Annotated in this window: 17 protein-coding genes; 3 read left to right on the top strand and 14 right to left on the bottom strand. The window is 71.9% G+C overall.

Annotation, left to right across the window (positions count from 1 at the left end; all coding sequences use genetic code 11):
* A partial coding sequence (locus tag QWZ14_RS28885) for a hypothetical protein (protein ID WP_290320529.1) occupies window positions 1-388 on the top strand: 388 nt, incomplete at its 5' end.
* Window positions 389-586: 198 nt separating this feature from the next.
* Here QWZ14_RS28885 and QWZ14_RS28880 read toward each other — a convergent pair.
* From QWZ14_RS28880 to QWZ14_RS28815, 14 genes are all read right to left on the bottom strand, one after another.
* Window positions 587-1,456, bottom strand: coding sequence for a tetratricopeptide repeat protein (locus tag QWZ14_RS28880; protein ID WP_290320528.1), 870 nt, complete (start codon window positions 1,454-1,456; stop codon window positions 587-589).
* Between the two features lie 53 nt (window positions 1,457-1,509).
* Window positions 1,510-3,300, bottom strand: a complete 1,791-nt coding sequence (locus QWZ14_RS28875; RefSeq protein ID WP_290320527.1) for a pilus assembly protein TadG-related protein — start codon at window positions 3,298-3,300, stop codon at window positions 1,510-1,512.
* The gene (locus QWZ14_RS28870) at window positions 3,297-3,881 is read right to left on the bottom strand and encodes a TadE/TadG family type IV pilus assembly protein (RefSeq protein WP_290320526.1); all 585 of its coding nucleotides are present in this window, start codon (window positions 3,879-3,881) and stop codon (window positions 3,297-3,299) included. The genes QWZ14_RS28875 and QWZ14_RS28870 overlap by 4 nt, the downstream gene beginning before the upstream one ends.
* On the bottom strand, window positions 3,859-4,341 hold the full coding sequence (locus QWZ14_RS28865) for a TadE/TadG family type IV pilus assembly protein (RefSeq protein WP_290320525.1): 483 nt from the start codon (window positions 4,339-4,341) through the stop codon (window positions 3,859-3,861). The genes QWZ14_RS28870 and QWZ14_RS28865 overlap by 23 nt, the downstream gene beginning before the upstream one ends.
* A complete protein-coding gene (locus tag QWZ14_RS28860; protein WP_290320524.1) occupies window positions 4,335-5,261 on the bottom strand; it encodes a type II secretion system F family protein in 927 nt (308 codons plus the stop codon). The genes QWZ14_RS28865 and QWZ14_RS28860 overlap by 7 nt, the downstream gene beginning before the upstream one ends.
* Complete coding sequence (locus QWZ14_RS28855) at window positions 5,258-6,217, bottom strand: type II secretion system F family protein (RefSeq protein WP_290320523.1); 960 nt, start codon at window positions 6,215-6,217, stop codon at window positions 5,258-5,260. Before QWZ14_RS28855 ends, QWZ14_RS28860 begins: the two co-directional genes overlap by 4 nt.
* The gene (locus QWZ14_RS28850; protein ID WP_290320522.1) at window positions 6,214-7,593 is read right to left on the bottom strand and encodes an ATPase, T2SS/T4P/T4SS family; all 1,380 of its coding nucleotides are present in this window, start codon (window positions 7,591-7,593) and stop codon (window positions 6,214-6,216) included. Before QWZ14_RS28850 ends, QWZ14_RS28855 begins: the two co-directional genes overlap by 4 nt.
* A complete protein-coding gene (locus QWZ14_RS28845; protein ID WP_290320521.1) occupies window positions 7,581-8,804 on the bottom strand; it encodes an AAA family ATPase in 1,224 nt (407 codons plus the stop codon). The genes QWZ14_RS28850 and QWZ14_RS28845 overlap by 13 nt, the downstream gene beginning before the upstream one ends.
* On the bottom strand, window positions 8,804-9,109 hold the full coding sequence (locus tag QWZ14_RS28840; protein ID WP_290320520.1) for a hypothetical protein: 306 nt from the start codon (window positions 9,107-9,109) through the stop codon (window positions 8,804-8,806). Before QWZ14_RS28840 ends, QWZ14_RS28845 begins: the two co-directional genes overlap by 1 nt.
* Window positions 9,110-9,125: 16 nt before the next feature.
* The gene (locus tag QWZ14_RS28835) at window positions 9,126-10,553 is read right to left on the bottom strand and encodes a type II and III secretion system protein family protein (protein ID WP_290320519.1); all 1,428 of its coding nucleotides are present in this window, start codon (window positions 10,551-10,553) and stop codon (window positions 9,126-9,128) included.
* The gene (cpaB, locus tag QWZ14_RS28830; RefSeq protein WP_290320518.1) at window positions 10,553-11,401 is read right to left on the bottom strand and encodes a Flp pilus assembly protein CpaB; all 849 of its coding nucleotides are present in this window, start codon (window positions 11,399-11,401) and stop codon (window positions 10,553-10,555) included. The genes QWZ14_RS28835 and cpaB overlap by 1 nt, the downstream gene beginning before the upstream one ends.
* A gap of 12 nt (window positions 11,402-11,413) precedes the next feature.
* Window positions 11,414-11,905 carry a prepilin peptidase gene (locus QWZ14_RS28825; RefSeq protein WP_290320517.1) on the bottom strand — a complete coding sequence of 164 codons (492 nt, stop codon included), beginning with the start codon at window positions 11,903-11,905 and terminating at the stop codon, window positions 11,414-11,416.
* A gap of 62 nt (window positions 11,906-11,967) precedes the next feature.
* Window positions 11,968-12,153, bottom strand: coding sequence for a Flp family type IVb pilin (locus QWZ14_RS28820; RefSeq protein WP_290320516.1), 186 nt, complete (start codon window positions 12,151-12,153; stop codon window positions 11,968-11,970).
* 203 nt (window positions 12,154-12,356) lie between these two features.
* The gene (locus QWZ14_RS28815) at window positions 12,357-13,061 is read right to left on the bottom strand and encodes a transglycosylase SLT domain-containing protein (protein ID WP_290320515.1); all 705 of its coding nucleotides are present in this window, start codon (window positions 13,059-13,061) and stop codon (window positions 12,357-12,359) included.
* Window positions 13,062-13,236: 175 nt separating this feature from the next.
* Here QWZ14_RS28815 and QWZ14_RS28810 point away from each other — a divergent pair, with 175 nt between their 5' ends.
* Together QWZ14_RS28810 and QWZ14_RS28805 are read left to right on the top strand one after the other, a co-directional pair.
* Complete coding sequence (locus QWZ14_RS28810; protein WP_290320514.1) at window positions 13,237-14,541, top strand: NAD(P)/FAD-dependent oxidoreductase; 1,305 nt, start codon at window positions 13,237-13,239, stop codon at window positions 14,539-14,541.
* The gene (locus QWZ14_RS28805) at window positions 14,538-14,738 is read left to right on the top strand and encodes a hypothetical protein (RefSeq protein WP_290320513.1); all 201 of its coding nucleotides are present in this window, start codon (window positions 14,538-14,540) and stop codon (window positions 14,736-14,738) included. Before QWZ14_RS28810 ends, QWZ14_RS28805 begins: the two co-directional genes overlap by 4 nt.
* The last annotated feature ends 1 nt before the right edge of the window (window position 14,739 follow it).

The following is a 14,739-nucleotide window of genomic DNA, read 5'->3' as shown; positions in this document are numbered from 1 at the left end:
CCGACCCGACCATCCCAACTCATTTCGCGTACAGCTTCTGAGCGCAGTGCTGAATTTCTCGGTGTTCGTGCTGGTGCCAGTCAACATCGATCGGTCGATTAGTGTATTCCTGTTGTCCTGGATGGACGAACAACAGAACAATTCAGCAACAAGATCCGAACTGGACCAAGCGTTCCAGGATATCTACATCGAACGATACCGCGCCATCGACCGGCGCATCGCCGAGCAACTGGCAAGCGGCAACATCGAAGTGACGCCGGGTGGTCTGCAGCTGACGCCGCGAGGCCGCACCACGGTTGCGGCCCTCAGGTTTTTCGGTGACCTGTTCTCGACCGACCAGCGGTTCCTCCACCCGAACCATGCCGGCGAGGCGACGATCGGGCCGTGAGGCAGTCGGTTTCGGCCGTTTCTCCCCAGTTGCTCGGGACACATGGAGCGCCACGCGCGGCGAGCCTCTGGGGACCCGTGGACACCCGGACTGGAAACCGACCCATCGACCTTTCGCCCGGATGCAGGCCCAGCCGCCGGTGAGCCTCCCGCCCAGCGCCCAAGTCGGGACCCCACCCCTCAGGAGCCTGTCTCGACGCTATCGCCTGGCCCGTCGCGGCGTGGCCAAGGCCTGACGCTGGATCTGGGGTTGCGATACCCGGTCCCGGGGGCTGATCTGCGCCGCGACCGCGACGAGTTCCTGCCCCATCGCCACGGCCTCGGCCTGGCCCATGTCCAGCCGGAGGACCCGCAGCATGCGGTCCTGCTGGCCCAGGGCCGCCAGGGCCAGGGCAAGGTTGTGGCGCGCCTGGCGCGGCACGCCCGGTGCGAATTCCGCTTCGGTCAGGCTGTCGGCCGCCGCCGCCGCCTGCTGCGACAGCATCAGGGACATGGCGAGGTTGCTGCGGATCGTCCAATGGCGGGGTGCGATGGCCAGGGCGGACCGGTAGGCCGCCTGCGCCAGGCCGTGATCACCCGCCATGTCCTGCGCGAGGCCCAGCCCGCCGAGCGCAGCGACGCTGCCGGGCGCCATCAGGCTGGCCTGCCGATAGGCGGCGACGGCCGCCGCCGCATTGTCGTTGCGCAGCTCGAGCCGGCCCAGCTCCAGCCAAGGCTCGAGGCTTGTGCCCTGCAGCGCGGCAGCCGCGCGCGAGGCCTGAACCGCCTCGCCATACTCGCCGGCCCGCTCGGCGGCGACGGCGAGCTGCCCCTGCAGGGAGGCGTCGCCTGGCCGCTGCGCGACGGCGTCCTTCAATACCGCCACCGCGTCGCCGCCCTGGCCCGCCTCCAGCGTGCGCGCCAGCCGCAGCCGGCTGTCCAGCGACAGCGCCGCCGGCTGCGGCCGCCCCTGGCATCCGGCCAGGACCACCAGGCCCAGCGCCGCCACGGCAAGACGGGCGGCGGCGGTCCGCGCCGGGGCGGAAAGGCGGCAGGCAGCCGATCGACGCAGCTTCGGAAAGGCGATCATGGCAGGGTTTCCTTCCTTCGAAGGCTATAGGGACGAAATCGTTTTGATAACGTTCATTTCAGGATGCGCAGATTGGCCAGGCGGCTCCCGATCTGTTGGAAGGCGGTCCGCAAGCCGGACGGCTGGCTGACGAAGAAGTAGTTGTCCGGAACGGACGCGCAGCTTTGGTAGAGCGTCCGCGTCTCGGCGCTGGTGGCGGCGCCTGAGGTATCGAGCACGACGGTATAGATCGTGATGCCCTTCCCCTTGATGGTGGCGCAAAGGGCGGCGACGCGGCTGTTGATTTCGGCCTGGGCCCTCGCATTGTCGGTCACCCCGGCGCCAAGCCTCCCGTCCCGCAGCCGCCCGTAGGCGGTGTAGTCCGCATTGTTGGCGATGGCCGGCGCACCGGCGGCGGCCTGCACGCCGGCCAGGCGGTTGGCGGCCGGGCAGGCCAGCGGATGCACCGCCTGCGCCGGCCCCGGCGCGCTGGCGCCGGAGGGATAGCTTGCCGCCGTGGTCGTGGTCTCGGTGCAGGCACCGGGAAGGCCGTGCGGGGCGTCGAACCATGTGTTGGTGCCGTCGGTCATCATCACGATGACCTTGCGCATGTAGCGTATCCCGTAATCGAGCGGCAGGCCGGTGGCCTGGCCCGCGGGGGCGGGACCCAGCGCCCAGCTGTCGCGCCAGCGCGGGCTGAGGGCGAACCATCCCGCCTGCAGGCCGAGATTGCCCATGGTGCCGCCGCGGAAACTCGGGCGAAGGGACTGGATGGCGTTGAGCACGGTCGTCTTCGCTGCGGTCAGCGGCAGCACGGCGGTTGCCGGGCAACCGACATTCGGCCCGACCTGATAGTTGCCGCGCCAGAAGTACCAGTTCTCGGTGATCGCATTGCCGCCGGTGGTGGTCGGCGTCCAGAGCTTGCGGGCCCAGTCGTTGTCGCCCGCGACCGCGGCACCGGCCAGGGTGTACTGCCCCAGGGTCGAGAGGTAGCGAAAGGGGCGGAAGGGCGCCTCCCGCGGAGTGTCGTCGTTGCCGTCGCCATCGGCCGGGGCGCCGGCATAGCCGGCCCGCGCCTCGACGCAGCCCCGCCACGTGGTCGGCGCGAAATCACCGGTGAGGTTGGCGGCGCTGTCGGCGGCCAGCCACGACTGCCGGTTGGGCCCCAGGTTCACCGTGCTGGCGAAAGGCACGACGGCGACCCAAAGGTTGGCTACCGTCTCGCGCGTCCCGTAGAGGATGTTCACCAGGTCTGCCGCCGCCAGGCGCAGCAGATCCATGTTGTTGTTGAGGCTCGCCAGCGTGGTGTCCGGCACCCGGGGCACGGTGGTGACGCCGCAGTTCGTCGCGGTGCGGTCGCTGGGTGTCCCGCAATTGGTGTCCATGGAGCCGGTGACGTCGAGTACCAGCGCCAATTCCATGCCGGCATCGGCGCGGCGCGCCTGGACCGCGCCGGCAACCGCCATGGTGTTGAAGCCCAGCACCGTGGCGAAGGTCGTGTTCAGCACCGCCCGGGCGGAAACCTGGATGGTCTGGGAATCAAGGCCGCTCGGCATGTCCAGGGTGGTGCGGGCATCGAGGAACCCGCGCCAGGGCCGGCCGGTCGCGCCGGCCGTGGTGAAGCCGGCGTCGTGCATGCCGAAATTGGTCCAGAACATCGCCGCCACCTCGGCGTCGCGCTGGCTGGCCGGCAGGCCGAAGTTGCGGGCGCCGGCCAGCGCCGCGGCGTCCAGCGCGGTGTACAGGCGGGATTTGAGCAGCCAGGCCCTGGCCCCATCCGTGGCGATGCCGACCAGTCCGACCAGCGGCACGGCGAGCAAGGCGGTGAGGAGCGCGACGGCGCCGCGCCGGCCGAGGCCGGTCATGGGCAGGCGCCTCCGATCGAGGTCAGCTCGGCCTGGCGCGGCCGCATGATGGCATAGGTCCGGATCGGGCCCGGGCCGACCCTGCCGAAGAAGACCGGCGCGGCGGCGGACATGATCGACCAGGGCGTGGCGCTGTTGACCACTTCCGTCACCAGGACGCTCTGCCCGGCCGGCACCTGGAAGCCGTTCGGCAAGGCCGCCTTGCCGGCGATCAGGTTGGCCAGGCCGGCGTCGCCGCGCGAACAGCTCCAGCGCACGACATTGCCCGCGGCGGTGCCGCTGACCACGCCGATGATGGTGCGGGCCCGGGGCAGCCCGGGGCCGCTCGACCAGGCGAGCACCGGCGCGGCGATCGCCCGGGCCGCGTCGAACAGCCCGGCGACGTCGTTGACCGTCAGCGCCTCGGCCTGCGAGGCGGCGTTGGTGACCTCGGCCGCGGTCCGTTCCAGCCTGAACCAGGTCCGGATATGCAGAACCAGCTCGGCCGTGGCCACGAAGAGCATGATGAGCAGCGGCAGCAGAATGGCGAATTCCACCGCCGCCACGCCGCTGCGGGTGTCAGTTCGTCGGGTAAGGCTCATTCTTCGCCAGCACCACGAGATGATGTTGCAGCAGGCCGGTTGGCAGCAGCGCCTGCCCGAGGGGCGTCAGGCTCCTGGCGGCATAGACGATGGAGTAGCGCACCACGTCGCCCGGGCCACCCAGGCCCGACCGGGCGGCGGCCGGGGTCGAGAGCGTGCTGAAGCCCGGGAAGCTGTCGACGCTCACCGTCAGCCCGGCGGCCTGCAGCGGCAGGCCCGAGCTGCGCAGCACCAGCTCCGCGACGTGGCCGGCGGCGCTCTGGTTCCCTGGCGCCGCCTCGCCCGTGGCAGCCCAGCGCAAGGCGCTGCGGGCGCCGCTCTCGAGGGCGGCCGCCACCGCGACCTGCCAGCAGAGATCGATGAGCAGCAGGACCAAAATGAAGAAGCAGGCGCCCACCACGGCGAATTCGACCGCGGCGGCGCCGGATCGGTCCTGGCCGAGCCGGCACCGGCCTACCACAGCCGCATCACCTGCAGCATGGCCGGGCCGGCGACGACGAGGAAGAGCGTCGGCAGGATGCAGGTGATCATCGGCACCGTCAGCAGCACCGGCAGCCGGGCCGCCTTGGCTTCGAACCGCACCAGCTGCTCGTGCCGCATCTCGGCGGCAAGCGCCCGCAGTGCCTGGGTCAGCGGCGTGCCATACTGCAGGGTTTGCGCCAGGGTCGTGCCGAGACGGCGCAGCGCCTCCAGCCGGGTGCGCTCCGCCATGTTGATCAGCGCCGCACGGCGGTCGGAGAGGATGCGGAGCTCGCTGGAGCAGGTGGCGAATTCGGCAGCCACCGCGGGATGCGCCGGGCGGATCTCGATCGCCACGCGCTCCACCGTGCCCTCGAGCGCGAGGCCCGCCTCGCTGCAGATGACCATGAGGTCGAGTGCATCGGGCAGGCCGCGTTCCAGCTCCCGCAGGTAGCGCTTGCGCAGCCGGCGGGCGATGAGGTCGGGCAGCAGCAGGCCGCCGATGGTGGCGGCAAGCATCCCGAGCCGCCAGGTCAGCGTCCCCACCTCGACCAGCCGGAAGACCGCTGCCGCCAGCAGCGGCATGGCGAGGAGGAGGAGCACCTTGGCGCCAATGAAAACGCTCAGGGCGTGGTCGCCACGGAAGCCGGCGGCTTTCAGGGTTTGCTCCAGGTCGGCGACGGTCGAGGCCGATAGGGTGCCGCTGCGGATCAGCAGCCGGCCGATCCAGCCGAAACCCTGCAGCACCATCCAGCCCGGCGACCGCGGCAGCGTGACCTGGTCGACGCCGGCGCTGCGCTGCACCGCGAGCAGCCTTGCCGACAGCCGATCCTCCCGCGCCATCAGCCGCAGCAGCGCCAGCACGATCAGGCCGAAGGCGAGGAGGCCGGCCGTGAGGCCGACCAGCAGCTCCCGTGTCATGCCAGCGATTTCCGGATCATGCCGCGCATGATGGCCATCCCGAGCAGCATCAGCCCGACCGCGATGGCGAGGATGCGCTGCCCGCCCGGATCATGGAACAGCACCCCGACATAGGAGGGATTCATGATCGCCATCACCCCGGTGGTGAAGAAGGGCAAGGCTGCCAGGATGGCCGCGCTGGTACGGGCCTCGGCGGCCAGCGCAAAGCCCCGCTCCTTCAGGGCGACCCGCTTGCGGATGACGTCGGAGAGGTTCTCCAGCGTCTCGCCGAGACCGCCGCCGGTCGTGCTCTGCAAGGACAGGGCGGTGGCGAAGAAGCGGTACTCCTGCACGCCGTTGTGGTGCGCGGTCTCGCTCAGCGACTGCTCCATCGACAGGCCGATCGCCAGGCGGTCGGCGATGCGGCGGAATTCGTCGGCGGTCTCCTTCGGCATCTCCCGGGTGACGGCACGGATCGCCTCGGCGATCGGGATGCCGACCCGGATGGCGCGGGTGATCATGCCGAGTGCATCGGGGAACTGCCGGAACAGGATCTCCCGGCGGCGGCGGTCGAGCGCCTCGTAGATCGAACGGCACAGCAGCAGCCAGACCGGCAGGGTCGCAAGCAGTGCCGCATCGCCGGCCAGGACCGCCAGCAGCCCCGCCGCGGCGCGGGCCAGCGGCAAGGCGATGACCGGGACAAGCCACCACCGGATGGGATAGTCCGCGGCATGGTTGATCTGCAGCCGGAGGCAGCCGGCCAGCCAGCGCAGCGGGGCGAATTCCGCCATCGTCTGCAGGAGCGTGCGGCGTGGCGTGGCGACGGGGCTGGCCGGGTGCAGCGGCCCGAGCACCGCCTGCATCCGGCCGCGGCGCGCCTCCTGCCGCTTCAGCGCGCCAAGCCCGAGCGTGACCGCAAGGCCCAGCGCCAGCAGCCCGGCGCCGGCGCCGAGGAGGCCGGACGGCGGCATGTTCATCGCTCCGCTTCCTCCAGCGCGGCGGCCCAGGCGCGGTCCTGGCCGAAATAGGAGAGCCGCTGCAGGAAGGCCGGCCGGGTGCGGCTCACCCGCCAGCGCACCTTCAGTCGACCCTCGGCATCCTCGCCCTCATGCTCCAGCGCGAAGATGTCGTTGAGGGTGAAGACATCGCCTTCGAGCCCGACCAGCTCGGTGATCTGCACGACCCGGCGGCCGCCGTCGCGCTGCCGCTCCACCTGCAGGATGAGGTCGATGGCGCTGCAGACCTGGGTGCGGATGGCGCGGGTCGGCAGGCCGAAATTGCCCATCATCACCATGTTCTCGATCCGGATCAGCGCGTCCCGGGTGGTATTGGCATGGACCGTGCTCATGCTGCCGTCGTGGCCGGTGTTCATCGCCTGCAGCATGTCGAAGGCCTCCGCCCCGCGGCACTCGCCGAGGATGATGCGGTCGGGCCGCATCCTCAGCGCGTTGCGGACCAGGTCGCGCTGGGTCACCTCGCCCCGGCCCTCGAGGCTGGGCGGCCGGGTCTCGAGCCGGACGACATGTGGTTGCTGCAGCTGCAGCTCGGCCGCATCCTCGACCGTGACGATGCGCTCGCCGGGGTCGATCATCTGGCTCATGGCATTGAGCATGGTGGTCTTGCCGGAGCCGGTGCCGCCGGAGATGACGACGTTGAGCCGGCTGCGCGCGGCGATCTGCAGCATCCTGGCCATCGGCCGGCTCAGGGCGCCGAAGTCGACCAGCCTGTCGAAGTCGATGGCCCGGCGCGAGAATTTGCGGATCGACAGGCAGGGACCGTCGAGCGCCAGCGGCGGGAAGATGATGTTCACGCGGCTGCCGTCGGTCAGACGGGCATCCACCATGGGACTGCTCTCGTCGATCCGGCGGCCGATGCCGGCGGCAATGCGCTGGGCGATGTTGGCCAGATGCTGGTTGTCGCGGAAGCGGACCGAGGAGGCGACGACCCGGCCGCGCTGCTCGACGAAGACCCGGTCGTGGCCGTTCACCATGATGTCGGTGATGGTCTCGTCGTCCAGCAGCGGCTCCAGCGGGCCGAGCCCCAGCATGTCATCGACGAGGTCGAGCGCCAGCTGGCGCTGTTCCCGGGCATTCAGCTGCAGGCGCTGGTCGGTTGCGACCTCGGCGAGCAGCCGCTCGACCTCGGCGGCGAGCCGGTCGGTCGCCATGTTGGCGACGGCGGCGGGGTCGATGCGGGCCAGGCAGAGGGCCCGCAGTTCGGCCAGCGGCGCGGCAGGGGTGGGCAGCGGGCGGGGCGCGGCAGGACCGGGCGCCTCCGGCACCGGCCGCCCGGGCCTTGCCTCGGCCGGCCGGCGGCCGAAGCTCGGCATCGGCTCGGGGTTCACCGGCGCCACCAGGGGAAGCCGCGGCGCCGGCGGGGTTCGTTGCCGGTGCCGCCGGCCGCCTGCGCCAGCTGGCCGATCACGTTGCGGAAGCCGCGGACCGTCGCCACCGCGGGCTTGCCCAGGGTCGCCGCCTCCTCGAGGCGCTTCGGCTGGTCCGGGATGATGATGTCGGGCTGCAGCTTCAGCGCCTCGGCGACCCGCCCGGTCGGCAGCCCGCCCTTGCGGTCGGCGCGGTTCAGCACCAGCAGGGGGCGGAAGGTCTGGTGCGGCCCCGACGGAAGCTGCAGCAGCCGCAGGGTATCCCGGATGCAGGCCAGGGTCGGCTCCAGCACCAGGATGCGATGCTGCGCGAGCGCGAACAGGGCGCGGCCGAGGGCGTCGGCCTCGAAGGGCGCGTCGGCGACGATGAAATTGTAGCGGCGGCGGAGCAGGGCGAGGAGCTGCTCCGCCGCCTGCGGCGCATAGGCGATGGGGGAGTCGAGCGCCTCCTCCGCCGCCAGCAGGTGCAGCCGAGGGGTCACCCCGGCTGCGGCGCGGTCGACGAAGACCTCGTCGACCCGCGACGGGTGCTCGAGCACGTTGCGCAGCCCGGCGCCCGGTTGCGCGCCCAGCAGCAGGGCCTGGCTGCCCCGGTGCAGGTCGGCGTCGAGCACCACGGTGTGGCGGTCGGCGACGTTGCCGAGGTACCAGGCGAGATTGGCGGCGATCGTCGAGGCGCCGACGCCGCCGCGCACCCCGGTAACGCTCAGCAGCCGGCCGCCGTGGTTGCGCTGGGCCTGGGGGCCGCGGCCGGTGGCGATGGGGCCGAAATGCTCGGCCACCATGCCGGCCGACAGCGGCTTGTAGAGGTAGTCGACGACGCCGAGGCTGCGGGTGAGCTGGCGGTAGAAGCCGACATCCTGGCGATCGCCGACGACCAGCACTCGCACGTCGGGCTCGACCACATGGGCGAGGTCATCGAGCGCGGCCAGCGGCTGCGGATGGCCGGTCACGTCGACCAGCAGGGTCCAGGGCGTCGGCATGTCCCGCAGCAAGGCGATCGCCTGTGCCGCGTCGGCGCGGATGAATTCGGCGTCGGTGAGGGCCGCCTCGGCCAAGCCAGCGCGCAACGCCTCCTCGGTCGCGGCATCGGCGCAGAAGCAGACGAATTGCTTGCGGTCCGGCCGGTGCAGCAGCGCCTCCGCCCGGTCCTGGTAGCTGGTCTGGGGGCCGTCCGGCATCAGTTGGCCCCTCCCGCGGTGCCGCCGGGCACGGTGACGATGCGGGCGATGCCGCTGTCCGGCAGGGGCCGGACCCGATCGGTCCGCAGGCGGTCGATGGCCGCGGCGGCAGGCTGGCCCCCGGCGCGGGCCGGCGCGGTGCCGTCGACCCTCTCCCGCGGCTCGGCCATCATGGCGGCGAGGTTGGCCTCGTTGCTGCCGCCGGGACGCCAGGCGCTGTCGCGGTGGAAAGGATCAAGCGAGGCGCAGGCCGGGATCGCCGCCAGCGAGGCCAGCAGCAGCAGGGGGCGCAGGACGGGGGGCATGCCAGGCGGCTCCGGGTCAGTGGAAGGCGAAGCCGGCATCGCCGGGCAGGCGTACCGGCAGGCCGCGTGGCCGGGCGATCTGGCGGAACAGCAGGATCCGGTCGGCATCGCCCGGCGGCACGAAGTTGTCGGTCGGGGCGCGCAGCGCGACGGGGCTGCTGACGGGCCGCACCACATAGGGCGTGATCACGATGACCAGCTCGGTCTCGTTCCGCTGGAAGCGGTCGGAGCGGAACAGCGCTCCCAGCACCGGGACCTCCCCGACCCCGGGCAGGGCACGGCCGAGGTTGCGCGAGCCGTCCTGCAGCAGCCCGGCGATGGCGAAGGACTGGCCGCTGCCGAGCTCCACGGTGGTCTCCGCCCGCCGCACCGTCAGAGCCGGGATCTGGATCGAGGCATTGCCGGCGGCGATGCGCACGGCGCCCTGGTCGCTCAGTTCGCTGACCTCGGGGCGGACCTTCAGGCTGATGCGGTCCTGGCTCATCACCGTCGGCACGAAGGCCAGGCTGACGCCGAACTGCTTGAACTGGATGGTCACGACGTTGTCGCGCAGCGCCACCGGGATGGGGAATTCGCCGCCGACCAGGAAACTCGCGGCCTCGCCGCTCATCGCCGTCAGGTTCGGCTCCGCCAGCACCGTGATCAGCCGGTCCTGCGCCAGGGCATCGATGATCGCATTGGCATTGGAAGCGCCGCTGACCACGCTGGCGCCCAGCTGGCTGGAGGGATTGACCGCATCGGCGATGGCGTTGCGGGTCATCAGCGAGAGCGAGAAACGGCCGATGGTGCCGAGCGCCTGCCAGTCGATGCCGAGCTGGCGCGTCACCTCGCGGGAAACCTCGGCGATGCGGACCCGCAGGTTCACCTGGATCTGGCCCAGCACCGAGAGCCGGTTGTCGAGCTGCTGGCCGTCGGCCAGGTAGCCGCGGGCGATGTTGACGGCCTGATCCGCATCGGCAGGGGTCGCCACCTCGCCGAGCAGGGCGATGCCGTTGCCGCGGGCCTCGGCGCGGATGCGCTGCCCCGGCAGCAGGCGGGCGAGCGTCGACTGCGCCTCAGCGGCGCCGAAGCCGGAGGCGCGGACCGTCACCTCGTACTGGGCGACGGCGTTGCCCTGGGCATCGAGGGCGGCGACGGTGGTCCGCCCGGGCGCCACGCCGAAGAGGAAGAGGCTGGTGGGGCTGGCCGGGCGCACCTCGACCACGCGTGGATCGGCGGCGAAGACCGAGCCGGCGGGGCGGCCGAGCTGCAGGATGCGGCCGGCACCCGCCTCGATCGCCAAGCCGACGCCGGCCTGCAGGGTTGCGCTGTTCTCCCGCGTCAGCTGCCGCATCGGCGCGGCATTGAGCGGGACGAAGGCCGCGGGCGTCGCGGGCGGCGTCTCCGCAGCCTGGACCAGGGCGGGCAGCAACAGCACGGCGGACAGGCAGGGTGCGATACGCATCAGAACCGGAACTCCTCACGCTTCGACGCGCCCAGGAAGATCTGCACGGCCTGCGGGGGTGCCCCCGGGGCGGCATGCCCGGCCCGCAGCGCCGGCGAGACGTCGCCGCCCCAGGTGATGGCGGGGGCGGCATCGGGCATGGTGGCGGTGCCGGTGGCGGCGCGGACAACCAGCGCCAATCGGCCGAGCCGGGTCGCCACCGAGACCCGCTCCGCCTGCCGCGGCGAAACCTCGAGCGTGACGGTCCGGGCCTGGCGGGAGCTCTCCGGCCCATCCCCGACGGCGCCCTGCATGAGCGCCTGGTCGATGGCGATGACCCGGGTATCGGTGAGCACCGTCTCGCCCGCGATGCGGCGGTAGAGCGGCAGGGTCTCGTCGTTCAGTTGCTGGGTCAGGACCACGTCCACCCGGTCGCCGGGCCAGATCAGCCCGGCGGTGCCGGAGACCGCATCGACCGCGACCGAGACCGCCCGCATGTTGGCGCCGAGCACGGCGGCGAGGAAGCCGCGGTCGCCTGGCAGCAGGACATCCGCGGCCAGCATCGGGTCGCCGGCCGGCAGGCTGCGCCGGACCATGGCGCCGAAGAGCTCGGTCCTGGCCTCGCGGGTGTCGCGGCGGGTGCCTTCGATCAGGGTGTCGACCAGCTGCTCCACGCCGATGATGTCCTCCGGCTTGATCAGCGTGCCCGCGCGCAGCGGGTGGGCGGCGACCAGCACCACGGCCTTGGCCGGCGGCGGCGGCGCTGCGGCTTCAGGGCCGGGCGCCGGCTGCAGGCTGAACCAGACGATGCCGCCGAAGCCGGCGGCGCCGCAGAGGAGGATGCCGATGAGCAGGATGCGAAGGGCCATGTGCGCCGACTTTCAGGCCAGGAGCGAAAGGGAAGCGCCCAGGGCGATCGCCACCGCATAGGGCAACGGGCCGCCGCGGCGGATCCGCCAGAGCTCGGCCCGCAAGGCACGGCGCGGCAGGGCGGCGGCGCGGGACAGGCTGGGCCGGGGTGCCGCCGGCAGCCCGCGCAGCGCCAGGTAGAGCAGCCCGAGGGCGCCGCCCGCGAGGGCGATGGCGAGGATCATGCCGGGCACCGCCGCCGGCGGCGGCAGCAGCGCGCAGGCCGCGAGCAGCTTCACGTCGCCACCGCCCATGGCGCGGAACCACCAGGCCAGGGCGGCGAGCAGGAAGACCAGCACCGCCGCGGCCAAGGCCACGCCGAGATCGCCGGCGCTCACGTGCAAGCCTATCCCGAGCAAGGCGATGCCGAGGGACAGGCGGTTCGGGATGGTGCGGGCCACCACATCGTGCAGGGCCGCGGCGAGCAGGGCGGGGATGGCGACGATGGGGATGAGATAGGACATCGGGTGACCCCCCGGCTGTGGCCGATGGTGACGAGGCACCATCGGCCAGGCGAGGACGAGGCTTACGGCGCCACCAGCTTCGTGGCGACGCCGGTGAAGACGGCCGCAGCATTGTTGCCCACGGCGGTCACGCCGCCGATGATCACGACGGCGATCAGCGCTGCGATCAGGCCGTACTCGAGAGCGGTGACGCCCCTGCGGTCGGCTATCAGGGCGCGGGCATTGGCGTAGCAGGACAGGATGTTCATGGATCGATCATTCCTTTGCGACAGGAGTATTTCCAGGGACTGTCAGACCCCGGTCCGGCCCCATATCCGCTACGGCGTAGAACCGGTGGGTTGTCATAACAAACTGAAGTTATCGCCCTAAAGGTTAAGAAAAAAACCTACGGCGGGCTGAAAGACAGGCGGCAATATCAGATTTGAGACCCCCCTCCCGGAACCATGCCCGACTACCGCCTGGAGGGGGTGAAGACCCTCGGCAGGCCACGCCCGGCGGGGAAGGCCGGCGCGATGGGCTGCCCGAGAAGGCGTGGCGCGGCAATGGCCTGCGGCGTGAAGACCGGCAGCGCCCAGCCGGGCGCCATGGCTCCGCCGGCCGGCGCCGCCGGCATCGTCCCGCCGGCGAGCTGTATCTGCACCCGCTGCCGATAGGCGTCGCCCCGATCCGGCGTCGCCGAATGGTAGCGCGCGGTGGCCAGCCCCCAGTCCCCGCCGGCGCGCTGCTGCAACGCGGCCAGGAAGCGGGCGGCGTAGCGGGCATTGGCCAGGGGATCCAGCGCCTCCTCCAGGGTGGCGAAGGCGGCGGGATGGTGCAGCAGGTTGACCTGCAGGCAGCCGACGTCGATGGACCGGCTGCCGCGCGCCCGCCAGGCACGGATGCTGGCGAGGCCTTCCGCCCGCGATGCCGCGTGGAAGCCGGCCCCCTCGACGTTCAGCGCCCAGGGCCAGGGCTCCACCCGGCCGGTCGCCGGGTCGCGGCGGCCGCTCTCGGTGCGCGCGATGGCTCCCAGCAGACCACCCGGCAGCCTCGCCTCGACCTCGGCCACGGCGATGGCGGCGGCGCAGGCGGTCCAGTCATCCTCCGTCGCCGCGGCCCCTGGGCCGAAGGCCATGCCAAGGAGGAGGATCGACGCACCAAACCGGGCTGCCTGCATGATGATCCCGTGGCTTAGGGCCGGCGGTCCGGCCGCCGGCACTCTCGCGGGCCAGGCGTCACCAAATCGGTAATCTCCCCGAAGCGGTGCGGCCGGAGCGCGCAGCCCGTCCCGCCATCCGGTCCCGGTCCGCAACCAGCTTGACTTGCACCGCCGGGGCCCGAAAACTCCGGCCATGCGCGACACCTCGGCTCCGGACGTCCTGGTCATTGGCGGGGGCCCCGCCGGGTCCACCGCCGCCACCCTGCTCGCCATGCGCGGGCGCCATGTGGTGCTGCTCGAGAAGGCACGCCATCCGCGCTTCCATATCGGGGAGAGCCTGCTGCCCCGGAACCTCGACATCTTCGAGCGCCTGGGCGTGCTCGAGGAGGTCAGGGCCATCGGCGTGCACAAGCCGGGCGCCGAATTCGTCTCCGACCGCACCGGCCGCAGCGCCGCCTTCCCCTTCGCCAAGGCGTTGAACCGGGCCCGCACCCATGCCTGGCAGGTCAAGCGCGCCGACTTCGATGCGCTGCTCTTCGCCAATGCCGGCCGCCGCGGCGCCGTCGCCCGGGAGGATACCCGGGTGACCGACATCGCCTTCGGCGCCGCCGGCGCACCCGCGACGGTGACCGCGCAGAATGCCGATGGCACCGTGCTGGAATACCGGCCGCGCTACGTGCTGGATGCCTCAGGCCGCGACACCTTCCTCGCCGGGCGCATGCGGCTGAAGGATTCGAACAAGCGCAACAACACCGCGGCGATGTACGCGCACTTCCGCGGTGTCACCCGCCGCAGCGGCGAGCTCGACGGATACATCAGCATCCATCTCGCCGAGGATGGCTGGTTCTGGCTGATCCCCCTCCCCGATGGGCTGATGAGCATCGGCTTCGTCGGCAACCAGGCCGCCTGGAAGGGCCGCAAGGGCACGCCGGAGCAGCTGTTCCTCGAGCGCATCGCCGGCAGCCCCACGGTCGCCGCCCGCACCGCGGGCGCCGAGATCGCCTCCGAGATCTTCAGCACCGCCAACTACAGCTACCGCGCCCGGCAGGGCCACGGCGAAGGCTACCTGATGATCGGCGACGCCTACGGCTTCGTCGACCCGATGTTCTCGACCGGCGTGCTCATGGCGATGACGGCGGGCGAGCTGGGCGCCGAGGCCGCCGATGCCTGGCTCGACGACCCCGTCCGCGGCCAGCAGCTGGCCGCACGCACCAACGCCGAGCTGGCCGCGGCGATGGACCGCATCGGCTGGCTGATCTACCGCATCAACGACCCGGTCATGCGCTCGCTGTTCATGGCGCCACGCAACACGCTCTGGATGCGGGACGGCATCATCAACATGCTGGCCGGCAACCTGCGGGGCGACTGGCGCGCGGTGCTGCCGATCCTGTCCTTCAAGACGGTGTTCCATGTGCTATCGGCGCTGCACCGCCTCGGGTATGGCCCGCCGATGCCGGAGGAACGGGCCGCCGCCCCGGCAGTGATGGCGGCGGAATGAGGCGGTTGCTGCTGGGCGCCTGCGCCCTCGGCCTGCTGGCGGCGGCGGCCTGCGAGTCCCGCCAGCCGGCCACCCGGGCGGGCGAGACCCTGGACCGGGCCGGCAGCCGCACCGGGGAAGCGCTGGGCCGCGCCGCCAACGATACCGGCGCCGCCATCGGCCGAGCCGGCAACTGGATGCGCGACCGGACCCGTTAGC

Origin of the sequence: Paeniroseomonas aquatica, assembly GCF_030409335.1 — a bacterium.
Classification (GTDB): domain Bacteria; phylum Pseudomonadota; class Alphaproteobacteria; order Acetobacterales; family Acetobacteraceae; genus Belnapia; species Belnapia aquatica.
Note: the sequence above shows the minus strand (reverse complement) of the source record. Positions and strands in the feature narration are given on the sequence as shown.

Excerpts from the sequence above, each read along its gene's own strand:
- QWZ14_RS28880 (WP_290320528.1), bottom strand. The coding sequence starts at position 1,456 with ATGATCGCCTTTCCGAAGCTGCGTCGATCGGCTGCCTGCCGCCTTTCC.
- QWZ14_RS28875 (WP_290320527.1), bottom strand. The coding sequence starts at position 3,300 with ATGACCGGCCTCGGCCGGCGCGGCGCCGTCGCGCTCCTCACCGCCTTG.
- QWZ14_RS28870 (WP_290320526.1), bottom strand. The coding sequence starts at position 3,881 with ATGAGCCTTACCCGACGAACTGACACCCGCAGCGGCGTGGCGGCGGTG.
- QWZ14_RS28860 (WP_290320524.1), bottom strand. The coding sequence starts at position 5,261 with ATGACACGGGAGCTGCTGGTCGGCCTCACGGCCGGCCTCCTCGCCTTC.
- QWZ14_RS28855 (WP_290320523.1), bottom strand. The coding sequence starts at position 6,217 with ATGAACATGCCGCCGTCCGGCCTCCTCGGCGCCGGCGCCGGGCTGCTG.
- QWZ14_RS28845 (WP_290320521.1), bottom strand. The coding sequence starts at position 8,804 with ATGCCGGACGGCCCCCAGACCAGCTACCAGGACCGGGCGGAGGCGCTG.
- QWZ14_RS28840 (WP_290320520.1), bottom strand. The coding sequence starts at position 9,109 with ATGCCCCCCGTCCTGCGCCCCCTGCTGCTGCTGGCCTCGCTGGCGGCG.
- QWZ14_RS28835 (WP_290320519.1), bottom strand. The coding sequence starts at position 10,553 with ATGCGTATCGCACCCTGCCTGTCCGCCGTGCTGTTGCTGCCCGCCCTG.
- cpaB (WP_290320518.1), bottom strand. The coding sequence starts at position 11,401 with ATGGCCCTTCGCATCCTGCTCATCGGCATCCTCCTCTGCGGCGCCGCC.
- QWZ14_RS28825 (WP_290320517.1), bottom strand. The coding sequence starts at position 11,905 with ATGTCCTATCTCATCCCCATCGTCGCCATCCCCGCCCTGCTCGCCGCG.
- QWZ14_RS28820 (WP_290320516.1), bottom strand. The coding sequence starts at position 12,153 with ATGAACATCCTGTCCTGCTACGCCAATGCCCGCGCCCTGATAGCCGAC.
- QWZ14_RS28815 (WP_290320515.1), bottom strand. The coding sequence starts at position 13,061 with ATGCAGGCAGCCCGGTTTGGTGCGTCGATCCTCCTCCTTGGCATGGCC.
- QWZ14_RS28810 (WP_290320514.1), top strand. The coding sequence starts at position 13,237 with ATGCGCGACACCTCGGCTCCGGACGTCCTGGTCATTGGCGGGGGCCCC.
- QWZ14_RS28805 (WP_290320513.1), top strand. The coding sequence starts at position 14,538 with ATGAGGCGGTTGCTGCTGGGCGCCTGCGCCCTCGGCCTGCTGGCGGCG.